Genomic DNA, 14,488 nt, shown 5'->3' with positions numbered 1-14,488 from the left:
GAAATAAATTAAAAATTTATAGAGAATTTAGAGGCGTAATGAGACAACCCATACCGAATGATGGATGGATATCAATCTCAAGAAATTTAATTAGACAAGTTAAGCTAGGGTGGTAGGGGGATGGAGAATTTCGGTGTTAAATTCTGATAGTTCAGAAGCAAATAGCATTGGGTGCTTCTTTTTGGGTGTGGAATAAGTACAAGAGAAAACAAAAGGCTCGTTAACTACAAAAACATCTACGGCAGCCTTGCTACGTGCTTCTTTTTCCTGCTTTTGTTCACGCTCTTCTGCTGCCGCGAGTCTTTTCTTTAAAAAACATCTACCCTCACACTTCATCTCAGGTCTGTTCCTGTTTTCGCAGAGTTCCTTTATGATGAAAGACTTATTGAGCTCAAAACTGGTATAAATAAAGAAACGTGAGAAGTTTGCACCAATCATCGTAACCAATAAAAGTATAGAAATATACCGTTTTAACATTTAAGGCCAAATATAGGCATAAAAGATTAAAGTCGAATAAATATTTATTATCAAACTATAGATAAATTACATTTTAATTCACTGCATGGATGCAGTTCTTAAATCTTTGATTGATTTAAAATGAACAATCTATCAGTGTGAAGCCACCAAAGCATTACTTGAATCATTTAATAGAAAACTTAAAAAGTAGGATCCAATCAGAGCAAGAATATGGATTTGGACACAAACCACTTCCACAATTGCTAAATAGGTATTCAGAGGCGCAAAAATGAAACGAACAAATAGTTTATTTCGTAAATTATTTAGAAGGCATAATCAGAAAAGTCATCTTTTCTATTTGACTTTTAGTTCGAATAATGACCATTTTACGATTTACTCACATAACAAAATAAGCCTATATTTTATAAATTATTATATTTGAATTCTTATGTTGACAAAGAAAAAAGACCTTTTAACAGGTTACAAAACCTGGTCACTCGAACAATTGGCTTTTATTAGAAAAAAGATGATAAAGTTAAATGAAGGTGAGAAAAGAGCATATGGTTTATATTTTATTGAATCAAGCCTGGAACTGGTACCCCCTGCTGTTAAAGACGAAACTGATCTCGATTTTTTTAAGAGCAGTACCTCCGAGCTTATTTCCAAGATACCTGCTGGAGGTTCTGATAAAAGTAGGGTGATGGATTACTACAAAGCACTTGCGATCCATAAACACGAAGTTCGCAAAAAGTTCAAACTGGTATCGAAAGGCTATTATCTTTCTATTTTTCTTCCTGTAGGAATTATGCTGGGTATAATATTAAGCTTATTACTCAGCAATATATTATTAACGTTTCCCTTAGCAGTAATAGTTGGATTTCTAACAGGAAAATTACTGGATAATAGTGCAAAGTCATCTGGCAGGGTAGTTTAGGTTGGCTTTGTATCTGGTTCATAGATGAGTTGGATAAACTGCAGGCGGTTGACCCCAACTCACCAGAATTAAATTTGCGATAAATCATTTATTATTTCGACCCTACGAAATAACTGCTGCGTCTTAGATATGATGGACGAATCTACAAAAGATGATGATATTCGTAGCGGCATACTAGAGTTTCACTTCGTATTAATTTTGTGCTAATTTTGAGGCTTGAGCGGTACATGCGGAACCAATCAATGCTGCGTTCTCGCCCTTTTTCCTAAATCAATATTGGAACTGTAACTGACCTGGTACTTAAATAATATTTTAATTGAGGTAAAAACAGAGCGGAGGTCCTAGCAATATTGCCTCCAAAAATTATACAATCAATGGTCTGAAAATTAATTATTTAGCAAAAAATATACCCAGGTTTATGCTGAATTCATCAAAAACCTGAAATAATGGGTCTCCTCCTTCAACCTCTTCTATCAATTCTTTAACTTTGGGCACGAATTTCCCAGAATATTTATTGTATTTGGAAACTAACCATTTAGAAGAAAGGAAATCTTCACAGATACCTCCTATAAACTAACAGAGAGAAGATTTTGTTGTTCGTATTCGGTTAATTCAACGCCTTCACTCTGCTCGTCAAAAGCCTGACCGATTATTTTTTTAGATTCAACATCTTAAAAAGGGTCGTTAAGATAATCTCGTAAATTCTGACTGTTCTAAATCTGAAGCAGAATCATCAAAATAGAGTTTAAGCAATTCCCGAAGCCGTGTGTTGTTCATACCTATATTATTTTTTGTTAAGGTAAGTTAACCTTTTAATAACATTGACCCATAATTTAGAAGTGACGGGGTACTCAAAAAAACAAAAGACACAACCTACTTATTTATAGGCGCTTAATATTAAAATGAAAAATTTAAACAATGTATTTGGCAGGAAATCAGATTCTTCCATTCTAAGGAAAGCACGACCTTATTTTGTATTGAAAAGACTGAAAATAAAAATGGTATAATCTAGCGCAGTTTTTTTTTTTTTTTTAAAAAAATGCTCTCTAAGCTTTTTGAGTGCATCCTTCATATAAGAATGAACAGTTTGAGGAATTTCGGAGTTTTTCTCTGCTTAACCAAATTTTCAAAAAAACGTCCTGAACTATTTCTTTCGCTAAGTCATCAGAACGGGTTATCTTTCTACTGAATGCCAAAACATACCTATGGTAATTTCTGAACAAAACTTCAAAAGCACGTTTATCCCCCCCGGCTATTTCAGCAAGTATTTCAGTTTCATTATCAAGAGGTTTTTACAGACATACAATCGTTGTTTTATTATAATTTTATAGCTTTTTAAGCGCAATGATAGTCAATTTCTTCTAGACAATGATGCATATCACACAAAAATTAGTTGCAATTTTCATCAGCTAAAAGAATTATCTACAAGGACATTTCCTATTAAGGGTGTCTCCGCCAAATGATCATCCCGGTAGTAAATTGTACCAATCAAAGTTTAGTTTATGCTGTTCCCCTATCGATGAACCTTAAAATTCAAAAAAAGTTCAAATGTTAGCCCTGTCAAAAAAGTGCTCATGTGATACTGCGTTGTAACGCCGACGATATCCCTGAATGTTTAACAAAAATATTGAAGATAAAGTCAATCGCTGGGGCAATATTAACTGTATTGAAGATTTGGTGAACAAACAATGGATGCATTTACATTTTGAATGTCGAAATGCTAACGAACCCTATCTATTTTCTGAATTAGGTTTCACTGTGAGAACTTAAGTTTGTTTAAAGGGTGCCCGAAAAAAGGCACCCAAGGCAGCGTCTATTAATATCCAAAAATCTGTTCTAAACTAAGCTTGTTCAGCTTTCCCAGTTTTTCCAATTCTGTAAGAGCTATTTTTTTCTCAGATGCCACAATGCAGTAATTGTAGGACTTCCCTGAGAGCTTTTCCTGATGAAATTTCTTGATATCTGGAAAGCTCAACTGTTTTAAATTTGCGTATTCGACTATCCTTGAATCCTGTTTAAAACCAAGTTTCTGGTCTGCCAAAAATTTGTAGATGATGTTATCCTTTATCACCCGCTCAGCCCCCATTCCTGTCAGCAGACTGCCTTTTGAAAGTTCAAATGATCGGTCGGATTCTGGCAGTGTATCTAGTAGCTCGTTCATTGCTTTTACAGCATCATTAGTTTTATCTGCCTGAGCACCTACATAAGCCACAATCACATTTTGCTTATCGGGCGTAGGTGGGGTTGAATACACCGCAAAAGTAGAATACGCCAGCGCCTTTGACTCACGAATACTCTGGAAGACAACGGAACCCATCCCACCTCCAAAGTAGGCATTAAAAAGTGATACCCTTGCCACATCTGCGGAATCATATAATCCGCTATTCCTAACCCAGCGAATTTCAGCCTGAACCATATCGTAATCTGCGAAATAGACCTTGTTAAGATCTGTGTCCAAAGACGTAAATTTCTTGATCGCTGGCGGTGACTTAAGCTCCTTCTTCACAGGATGGACTGTAGCGATAGCTGAAGAAAATTCATCTATAGATTTTGGTCCATAGTAGGTGATTGTATGCTTAAAATCAAACAACTGATGCAAAATCGCAAGCAGATCTTTAGATTGTAGAATCTTGATCTCGTCGGTACTTAGACCGTAATTAAATGGATTGTCTGCGCCATATTGTGCATAATTTGTCAATCCATTCATAATCAATTCTTTATCCAACTTAGCATTTTCCCGCGATTTTAACATACTGCTTTTCAATTCTTCCAAAGCCTGTTCATTCGGTTTACAACTGGTCAAAAGATCCTCCAGTAATGCAGCGGCTTTGTCAAAATTTTCCTGCAATCCAGTAATTGAAATTGTGGTTATGTCGTTGCCTACATTAATCTGATAATTACAGGCAAGCCTGTAAAAAGCCTGGCTAATTTCCTCCGATGTATACTTATCTGTTCCGAGAAATGAGAGATACCTGGCAGCATAGGGCAGCCGCTTATCGTTCAAAGCGCCCATTTCAAAACGGTACATCATACTAAAAATGCTGTTATCAACATTTCTAGCATAAATGATATCAACTGCACCATTCTTTCCAAATTTTAGATCCTTACTGTAGTCCAAAAATTTTGGAGCTATTGGCTTAACTGGCTCCTCAACAATTCTCTTCACAAAATCAGATGCCAGCCCTGCATTTGTATTAACTGCAGTAATCATAGGCTTATCCACTTTCGGTGTATTTTTATCTTCCCCAACATGCTTCATAACCACCACGTAGTTGTCTTTGAAGAATTTATTTGCAAAATCCACCAGTTGCTTTTTGGTGATTTTGGCCATATCATCAGTTGAAGAAAGCATTTTATTCCATTCTTCTCCTCTGTTTTGGATAAAAGCAGTCATCGCAAAACTAGCCCTGACTCCATTGTTATCAAAACTTTGTAATTCAGACAATTTTTGGTTTGCAACAGTAGCTTTAATCAACTCTTCATCAAACTTTCCCTGTTTCAATATTTCAATCTGCTCCAGGAGTATGTTTTTCGCCTCTTCCAAACTCTGGCCATTTTTTGGCGATCCTGACAACATAAAAATACCGTAATCCTTCATTTGCTGGTATTCTGCATTTGCCCCCAACATACGTTGCTGTTTGTTAATGTTTATATCCATTAGTCCGGCCTTCTCATTATATAGGATGTTACTTATCAAGTCCAGCATCAGACTGTTATGGCTGTTTTGTCCGTAACCGCGATAAGCGATCATCAAGTTTTCTGTACTGGGCCCATAGATATCTACACGTTTTACGGAAGTCTGATTTTGCTCAGGAGCCGGTAAATAAGGCTTAAATTCCTTCGGCTTCAAATAAGAAAAGCGTTGATCGATTTTTCTGATGACTTCATCGTAAGCAATATCCCCGGACATTACCAAGGCCATATTGTTAGGCACATAGTACTTGTTAAAGTATTTTCTGATCTCCACAAGTGAAGGATTTTTTAAATGTTCGATAGTCCCAATGGTAGTTTGCTGTCCGTAGTTGTGTGTAGGGAACAGTACACTAAGCATTCCCTCATACATCTTACTCCTGTCGTCATCCAAGCTTCGATTTTTTTCCTCGTAAACTGCTTCAAGTTCGGTATGAAAAAGACGGAAAACCGGAGCTCTGAAGCGCTCAGACTGAACTTCCAGAAACTTATCCAATGCATTAGACGGAATATTTTCCTCATAAACCGTCTCTTCAGGAGCGGTGTGTGCATTAGTGCCGATACTGCCAATAGACTGCATCAGCTTATCATATTCATTGGCGATGGCATAATTTGCTGCCTCACCAGAAATTCTATCAATTTCCTGATAAATAGACTTCCTCCGTGCCTGATCGGTGGTCTTAAGGTACGTCTCGTAGAGTGCTTCAATTTTGTCCAAAAGCGGCTTTTCTTTGACATAGTCGAGTGTTCCGAACTTATCTGTGCCTTTGAATAGCAGGTGCTCCAGATAGTGTGCCAATCCAGTATTGGTTTGCGGATCAGTATTACTTCCAGCCCTAACAGCCATTTTGAATGTGATCATCGGTTCGTTATTGTTTTGTGACAAAATCACTGTTAATCCGTTCTTCAGCGTGTAAAAACGAGTCTTAGTAGGATCATTGGTGACATACCTGTAGGTATATCCACCAGCATTGGCAGTTTTCCAGACATATTGAGTCTGTGCTGCCGAGCTGAGCCAGATCAGCATCAAGAAGGCTAGCGCATGTAGTTTGTATTTCATGAATATATTATTATGTTAGTTTAAAATTAATCAAGCAACTCAGCTAGCTTCTGGTGTAAAGACTCACCACGAAGATTTTTTGCAATGATTTTACCTTCAGGATCGAGTAAAAACGTCGTAGGAATCGACATTATCCCATAATAGGAGGCGATTTCGTTTTTAAAACCTTTTAAATCTGAGACCTGGAGCCATGGCATCTTGTCCTCCAAAATTGCTTTCTGCCAGTTTTCCTTGTTGTCGTCAAGGGAAACGCCGATTATGGTAAAGTTTTTTGTTTTATACCTTCTGTAAGCTTTCAGAACATTGGGATTTTCAGCCCGGCAGGGACCACACCAGCTTGCCCAAAAATCGATGAGCAAATATTTTCCTTTGAAATCCGAGAAGTTAACGGGAACGCCATTCAGATAGTTCTGAGTAAAGTCTGCGATCTTCGCTCCTAGAAAACTCCGGCTCAATATGACCAGTCTTTGCCCAATGCGTTTGCCCTGCGCAGTTTCCTGAATGCTTTTTGCCAATTGCTCATACATTGCCTTTGCCCCGTAATAATCACCATCATTAGCCCAATCAGCCACAATGTACAAACTTAGTATACTGTTGGGATGACTTGCTACATACTGCTTTTCCCGTTCATCTTGTTGCCGCATGAGGATCGAGCGTTTTGTTCGAAAAGAATCCTGCTCTAGTTTACTTGCTGTAGAATAATGTTTTGAAATATAATCCTGCTGCTGTTCAATGTCCAGCATTGACTTTTTATAATCATCCGCTTCGTCCTGAACTGTTGACCCGCTTATTTTCAAACTGTTTAGCGAATCCGCTGTTCCTTTAATTAGGATTTTACCTTCTTCGGCAAAAAAATGAACAAACGCTCCAGAAAACAACATTCCTATTCTCTGTGCTTCATCCACCTTTTTAGTCCAGATAAATTTGCCGGCATCAACCCTCACTGTATCGGCTTGGTCGTCGGTTCCATTGTAATACACAAAAATTACTTGTTCATCTTCCAGCCCCGCTATATCCCCCTCAACAACTAGCTGTTGGCTCATCGCATTTATAGAACAAAACAAGCAAATTGCTAAGGTATATTTTATGCTATTGATCAACTTATTCATTTTAATTCTCAATCCAGGTCTTTTTCCCATTTTGCATCATTTTCAGTAATTCCTCCATACCGCTGAGATCTTGGTCAGCAGAGGATGCTATAATTTGTTCGATAATTCCAATTGCCTCTTTTGCCCTCCCAAGTTTATAAAGCAGGCTGGCACGAGTGAATAATATGGAATGGTCTTTCTCCTTTGACCTCATAATACTGGTCCACTGCAATGCGTTTTTCAGATAGCTGACTTCATTACAATTTAAAAAAACATTGTAGGCGTAACCATTTAGCTCATTAGCAGTCAGCATCCTTCCATATTCCGGAATTAACAAGTAGACGTTCCGGTCAACTTTAGCCCAATCCCTCCTGTCTGTGTAATACTTGATCTTTCGTTTGATGATGAGCTCATCTGCGTAATGAGGGAACCGACCCTTAATATCTTTGTAAATCTTCGTCCAGTCAGGCCGTGTAGGATTGATAGAAACCAAATCTTCTACATCTTTTGACATGTACCAGTTGATGGTCGAAAAGGCAGTCCCTTCACCCTTAATGGAATCAATTTTTTGCTTATTGCGTAAAAAGAACTGAAAGCCGGGATCCGTGGTACGCTCTGTATGAATGGTTACAAAATTGATGCCCTCCTCACTGAGCAGCTGCTGATCATCCACAAGAGACAGATACTGCCTGGCATAGAACTTCGATTTCTCTCTTTCAGACGCTTTCCAGGCACCAATAGTTAGCGCCTTTAAAAAGTCTGGGCTTAGATTTTCTCCACTATTAGCCTTTTTAAGCATAGTTAGATATTGAGTGTTAGAATCAAGTGCATCAGCAGAGTTTTGAATGAATTCATCAGCCCCGGATTGCCCCACGGTGCGGTGAACCTGATTCCCTGCCGGATCGAAGTACAACAGGGTCGGATAATTCCGTATATTGTAGAGTGCCTTTATTTTAGCCGCATCAGCATACCATTGTTTAATACCCGGCGGATCAGACTTCGAACTGTCCATTTGAACCTTTATGCTGATAAAATTTTTGTTCATAAATGTACCTACATCCTCCCTGGGAAAAATTTCCATACTCATCATCTTACAGGGGACACACCAAGTGGTGTAGACATCTACAAAAATGAATTTTTGCTCCTTTTTAGCTTGAGTCAATACCTGATCCCAGCTCTCAAAATGCCGGAACTGAATTCCCTTTTCCTGACCACTCACAGCTGCCGGGAGCATAAAAAGCAATAAATATATAATAGGCTTCATGGTAGTGATTGATTTTAGCAATGGCATTACTGATTAAAAATGTCCGCTAGAAAACGGTCTAGCTCATCTCCCCTAAGATCCTTGGCAACGATGACGCCTCGAGGATCAATTAAATAACTTGAAGGCACTCCCTGAATTCCGTAAAGCTGCGATACTGCATTCTGCCAGCCTTTAAGATCTGATACATGCTTCCAGCCCAGGCCGTCGTCTGCTATTGCTTTCTTCCAGGCCTCTGCTTTACTGTCCAGAGAAACACCTAAAATATCAAAGCCTTTTCGTCCGTACCTCGTAAACGTTTTTACCAGATTTGGATTCTCAGCACGACATGGTGCACACCAGCTTGCCCAGAAATCAACCAAGACATATTTGCCCCTGAAAGAAGACAGTGAGACTGGTTTTCCATACACGTCATTTTGTGTAAAATCAGGGGCTACCTGCCCTACTGAGTTTTTAACGATGGCATCAAAGTTTTTGCGCGCACGCTTGCCGACAGCAGAATTTCTGACGCTTGGATCAAGTCCATTATAAATTTTATTAACCTGATCTATCACCAGTTGCTCCTTAAGCTGCCACAGCAAGAATAAGCTCTGAAAGCTTTTAGGGTGACTCCTGATAAAATCAAACTCCATGGCTGCAAGTTTTCCGCTGATTACTTCACTTTCTTTCGAAAGCGCAATTAACCCTACGGTATCCTTCTGATCAGCAAGTTCCTGGAATCTGGGTCCTAACGCTTGCATTTCCGCGTTTAATAAGGCTTGACTGCGTTCAAGTTCAATCTTTTCTTTCTGAGTTGGCCCGCCCCCTTCCAATTTTGCCTCGTCAATAATTCCCGTTTCACCTGTCAAACTGAAATTTGCATTTTCGAGAATAAAGCTGAGCGACTGATCCACTCTATTGGTCAAGTCAGCAGTTGTAGGTTCAGTTACAGTTCCTTTAAAAACAAATTTTCCATTTATTACTTTTGAGGAATCGGTAATCTTATTTACCTGTCTTAAATAAATATATGGCTTAGCATAGCCAGGCAAATCTCCGTTAATGATGAAAGCTTTTTGCTCTTGTGCAGTTACATAGAGCGATAAGCTCAATAATAGTGTTGTACTAAATAATTTCAACAGCATAGGATTGAATTTTTAAGGTTACAGAGCCATCTTACGGGAGTTTTTGTTTATTTGAAACTCCCTAAAGACGAACTCATCGATTGTATGTTAACAACTTAATGAATAGAAGATATAGGGCCGAATAGTGGATATGAATTACGGCGTGTACCCTTCATTCTGTGTGAGATTGGTGTTTTGCGCCCTCTGACTAGCAGGAATAGGATATAGTTTCGCGGTAGATTTCCAACCGGGCTTGCTTTGTGAAAACAAGTCATCTGCCCTGGAAGGTGTTGCTGGCATGATCGTACTCGGAGTGCGTTTCAAATCCAACCATCTATGACCAAACTCGCCAAAAAGCTCATGTCTGCGTTCCTGCTCAATTTCAAATAAAATGTCTGACTGTGAGGCTACCAACACCTTAGGAAGTTCAGCTCTATCCTTAATTTCATTCAAGTCAGACAGTGCGCTGTTGGGACCAGTGATTTTATTCAGATGTGCCCGGGCTTCCGCCCTGATAAGTAACTGCTCCGCCAAACGAAATACGATATCATATTCAGCGCCCGAACCGATCCGCGTTTTGTACTTATAAATTTCAGTGAACTGCTGACCATTTGCAGTATTCTGACGCGTCCAGTTAATTTTCCTCAAATCCGAATTTGAAAATGAACCGTTAAGATCATCCGTCATGGACAAAATGGGAACAATCCCCGGGGAAGATACGTATAGCGGACCAAAAGACGATACACCTGTCATATTGGCTATCTGAAAAATTGTTTCCTCACTGGTGTTGGTGAAAACGCCGTCGATATTGTCTTTATCTAAAAGTAGGTAACCACCCTCGATTAACTTGGTAGAATAGGCTTCTGCATTATACCAGTCCTTTTGGTAAAGATATACACGCGCGAGGAAAGCCTCTGCTACGGATTTGCTTACCCTGGTGCGAAACCCGGTGCCGGGATAATCAATAGCTAAGCCAGCTTCTGCGTCTTTGAGATCTGTAATGATCTGTGTCCAAACTTGTGCAGCAGGTGTCCTCGGCAACCTTGAGTTCTCGAGTGCATTGGTACCCAATGGCATCGGCACATCACCAAACATGTTGGTCAGATAAAAGTATATAAAGGCCCTCCAGAATTTTGCTTCGCCTGTAAGCGATGATTTAACTGAAGGTCTCAAAGCAGCTGAAGTTTCAAGACCTTCAATAGCCTGATTGCATAACATAATTTGTTTGTAGCTGGTATACCAAAGGTATTCGCTAACGTAAAAGCTATTTACAGGTACCGCATTACTCCCGAAAACGTTAAAGGCATCCGAGGTGGATTTCAGCTCGTCTGCACTATTCCCCATGCATGCGCTGTAATATCTAATTAAACCCTGGCTTCCAGTAAGATTTTGCGCATAAAGTCCAAGAATTGCACTGGTAGCGCCTGCTTCATTTGCAAATGATTCTTTTATACCGATTCTGTTTTCCGGCGCACCAACATCTACAAATTTTTTACAGCCAGAATGTACAATCAGGGTGAGCACCAGGGACAGCCCTATATAATGTTTTAATATTGAATATATTTTCATCTTCGTTAATCTTTAATGAGTTAAAATGAACAGTTCAAGCCGAGTACAAATGTTCGTAGCGCAGGCATTGTACCAATACCTACCCCAGAAGTCTCGGGATCAAAGACATATTTATTTTTTGTCAGGGTAAGCAGGTTCTGTCCCTGAAAATAAATGTTCAGGTCAGCAATCCTTAACTTATTCAACCAGTCCCCATGGAATCGGTAGCCCAGATTAACAGATTTAAACCGCACAAATGAAGCATCTCCGAAAAATGCATTCGACTCATTAAAATAATCATAACTGGCTGACAACTGGGTTCCCTGTTCTGCTGTCGCTGCCGGGAATAACGTACCTGTATTTCCAGGGCTTCTCCAGCGATCTAACACTGAAGTGTTCTGGTTAGACATATTTCCCAGCACAGCAGCATTGTTATAAGAGCTTAAACGATTCCGTAATCCATTTCGATGGTTAAACTGAATGAGAAAATCGAGAGACCAGTTTCTATAGGTGAAAGTGTTGCTTATACCGCCGTAAAATGGCGTCCCCAATGGTGCAGGAACAAGCTCTGGCGTACCGTCCTCATCCACATCCTGATAAGCGGCGACACCAGTTGCAGCGTTCACGCCTAAATACTGATAATAGCGCTGTCCGTTTACCGGTTGTCCGATGAAAAAAGAATCCTTGTAAAAACTGGTTTCCAACCCAGGAAACTCAAGTAGCTTACTGTTTGGCATTGTGATATTGAGACTGGTATTCCAGGTAAAATTTATACCCCTTACATTCTTTGTGTTTAATTCAAACTCCAGACCCGAGTTTTCTATTAAGGCATTGATATTTTGAATAAAGGTTTTAAAGCCTGATTGTGTACCAATACTTGTTGAAATGATCTGGTTATCGGATCTGTTCCGGTAATAATTCACGCCAATCAGGAATCTGTCCTTCCATATGCCAAGGTCCAATCCGAATTCCAGCTTTCTAGTAGACTCCCATCTGATATCTGGATTTGATGTACTCATTACATAAGTAGCAGGTTGCTGCTGGTAAGGGTTTCCAAGCGAGTAGATCTGCAGATAGCGATAATTTTCAATTTGATCATTTCCTGTTAGACCGTAACTACCCCTGAATTTACCGAAACTGAGGAAGGCAAGGTTATTCTTAACAAATTCTTCTTCGCTGAACACCCATGCAACCCCAAAGGCGCCGAAACTGCCGAACCTGTTGTTGATACCGAATTTCGAAGAGCCGTCTCTCCTGTAGGTTGCATTCAATAGGTATTTGTCCCTATAGCTATAATTCACTTTTCCAAAAACAGAATTGAAATTATATTTATCGATGGTTTCGTACTGTGGAACCAGGTTGCCTGCAGCAACAATGGAACCTAGTAAAGCATCATTGCTGTAGTTTTCGCCCGTGATCGACTGTCCCGTACTGTTCGTGCTCTGCCAAGAAGCTCCGGCAAGAAAATTCAGCTTAAAGTTCGGAGATTTAATGGAGTAATCGGCAGTGGGCTCAACTATAAAATTATTCATTCTGCTGTTGCCAAACATGGCGAGGCTGGCCATGCCGAATGCAGGATTGAAAGACGAAGAAGGATAGGAAGACTTTTGATCAAGTGTCGTTTGGTTATATCCGAGGTTCATTTTCAGCGCCAGGCCTTCAAGCGGCATATATTTGATAGTGGCGTTACCTAGCAAAGTATTGGTCAGGCCTTTATACTTCTGATTTAAGGATCCCAGTGGATTCTGCTGATAGCTGTCCCAAAACAAGGAGCCGTCCGCATTGTAAAGAGGCATATTTGGAGGAAGATTATAAGTATTGGTCAGATCCATTGTTATTAGATTGGTCTTATCCGCAGAGAATGCCGCTGAAGCGCTGGCAGAAAATTTTCCGCTCGTAGAAATGTAGTCCAGGTTCATGCGCGTTCCAATTCGTTCAGTTCCCATATCCCCTTTAAAAACAGTACCTTCTTTCCGGTAATTGGCATTCATCAGAAAACGGATGTTATTGTTGCCACCCGAAAAGCTCGTTTGTGCATCAGTAACATTAGCCGTACCGCCAATGATCTCTTTCTGCCAGTTTGTGTATTTGTTCTGATCATAAATTGTCAAGTCCGGTGCGTTAAATTCATCCGGCTCTACCCCATCATTTGCAAATGCCTCTTTTCTCATCTCAAGATACTGCTGTGTATTTAGCATAGGTATGAAATGACTGACTTTTCCTGCCCCTCGGTAAACATTTGCAGTTAACCTGGCAGCACCAGAGTTTCCGCGTTTAGTAGTGATCAAAACGACACCATTTGCACCCCTTGCCCCATAAATAGCGGTGGCATCTCCGTCTTTGAGAACATCAATGCGATCAATATCTGTAGGGTTGATCATACTGAAAGCGCTGATACCACCATTTGCAGCACCTAGCCCGAATCTATTTATATCTTCGCCGGAAAAAGGCACACCATCAATTACATAAAGTGGAGTACCGCCAGATTGCAGGGAATTTTGTCCTCTGATTTGTACTGTATAATTTCCACCAGGAAGTCCATTGTTCTGGCTAATGGTCATTCCCGAAATGCGGCCAGCCAATGCTCCTAAAGGATTTGCCAGTGGCTGGCTGGTAATATCCTTTGAGCTAACTGAACTAACAGAACCTGTATTGAGGCGCTTTGTACTGGTACCGTAGCCGATAAGCACGACTTCATCCAGCTTATTATCAGCTCGCAACATCCTGATATCGAGAAATTGCGTTTTATTGGTGATTCTTATCTGTTGGGTTACATATCCGACATAGGAGCATTCAATCATTCCCTCCCCATTGAGGTTTTTAAGCTCGAAAAATCCCTGAGCATCCGAAACAACCACCTCACCACTAACGAGCATTTTAATGGACGCTCCTGGCAGAGGATTACCCCCTTCATCGGTCACTTTTCCTTTCACTATAAAAAAAGCATTGATATATGGAGTTTTTATTTTATTTTCCATCGCTTTAATCACCACTGCTTTATCTGCCATTGCTATAGTATAACTAACAGGCTGATTGTTAAAAATCTTTAGCAATGCTTCTTCAACGGAAACATTTTTCAAGGTCACCGTTACAGGGTTTGTTTTTCTGATTACTTGTAGACTGTAAAAGAAATCATAGCCAGTTTGATTGCCGATTTCTTTTATGACTTGCTCTAATGGTGCCTTCATACTGTTTAGCGTAACGCGCTGTGCAAAGGTTTTTGCACTCACCTGTAGTATGGTTGTTAGTAAGCATAGGACAATCAGTTTCATCACCAGCAGAGTTTTACAAAAAGCATAGGAATATCCCCCACGCTCAGGTTGTGGTAAAATTTTGTACATTTGATTGGTT

At 39.8% G+C, this 14,488-nt stretch carries 9 protein-coding genes; 1 reads left to right on the top strand and 8 read right to left on the bottom strand.

The window, feature by feature from the left end; translation table 11 throughout:
- Positions 1–99 precede the first annotated feature (99 nt).
- Complete coding sequence (locus BMX11_RS15515) at positions 100–477, bottom strand: hypothetical protein (protein WP_090885868.1); 378 nt, start codon at positions 475–477, stop codon at positions 100–102.
- A 427-nt stretch (positions 478–904) separates the two neighbouring features.
- Between BMX11_RS15515 and BMX11_RS15510 the strand changes: the two genes are divergently transcribed.
- Positions 905–1,390 (top strand): hypothetical protein, encoded by a 486-nt coding sequence (locus BMX11_RS15510; RefSeq protein ID WP_090885866.1) that lies wholly within the window; start codon positions 905–907, stop codon positions 1,388–1,390.
- A 1,046-nt stretch (positions 1,391–2,436) separates the two neighbouring features.
- On the opposite strand, the gene BMX11_RS15505 is transcribed toward BMX11_RS15510, so the two are convergent.
- From BMX11_RS15505 to BMX11_RS15475, 7 genes are all read right to left on the bottom strand, one after another.
- Positions 2,437–2,613 carry a sigma factor gene (locus BMX11_RS15505; RefSeq protein ID WP_262502421.1) on the bottom strand — a complete coding sequence of 59 codons (177 nt, stop codon included), beginning with the start codon at positions 2,611–2,613 and terminating at the stop codon, positions 2,437–2,439.
- A 593-nt stretch (positions 2,614–3,206) separates the two neighbouring features.
- Entirely contained in the window at positions 3,207–6,140 is a 2,934-nt protein-coding gene (locus BMX11_RS15500) for a M16 family metallopeptidase (RefSeq protein WP_090885862.1), read from the bottom strand.
- 26 nt (positions 6,141–6,166) lie between these two features.
- Positions 6,167–7,279 carry a TlpA disulfide reductase family protein gene (locus tag BMX11_RS15495; protein ID WP_090885860.1) on the bottom strand — a complete coding sequence of 371 codons (1,113 nt, stop codon included), beginning with the start codon at positions 7,277–7,279 and terminating at the stop codon, positions 6,167–6,169.
- On the bottom strand, positions 7,251–8,492 hold the full coding sequence (locus tag BMX11_RS15490) for a thioredoxin family protein (protein WP_175474578.1): 1,242 nt from the start codon (positions 8,490–8,492) through the stop codon (positions 7,251–7,253). The genes BMX11_RS15495 and BMX11_RS15490 overlap by 29 nt, the downstream gene beginning before the upstream one ends.
- Before the next feature lie 26 nt (positions 8,493–8,518).
- Positions 8,519–9,610, bottom strand: a complete 1,092-nt coding sequence (locus BMX11_RS15485) for an AhpC/TSA family protein (protein ID WP_090885856.1) — start codon at positions 9,608–9,610, stop codon at positions 8,519–8,521.
- A 135-nt stretch (positions 9,611–9,745) separates the two neighbouring features.
- Positions 9,746–11,158 (bottom strand): RagB/SusD family nutrient uptake outer membrane protein, encoded by a 1,413-nt coding sequence (locus tag BMX11_RS15480; protein ID WP_090885855.1) that lies wholly within the window; start codon positions 11,156–11,158, stop codon positions 9,746–9,748.
- A gap of 20 nt (positions 11,159–11,178) precedes the next feature.
- Positions 11,179–14,478, bottom strand: coding sequence for a SusC/RagA family TonB-linked outer membrane protein (locus BMX11_RS15475; protein WP_090885853.1), 3,300 nt, complete (start codon positions 14,476–14,478; stop codon positions 11,179–11,181).
- Positions 14,479–14,488 lie beyond the last annotated feature (10 nt).

The sequence above is a fragment of the Pedobacter rhizosphaerae genome, from assembly GCF_900111155.1.
Taxonomy (GTDB): domain Bacteria; phylum Bacteroidota; class Bacteroidia; order Sphingobacteriales; family Sphingobacteriaceae; genus Pedobacter; species Pedobacter rhizosphaerae.
This window is presented reverse-complemented; position numbering and strand designations above follow the sequence as displayed.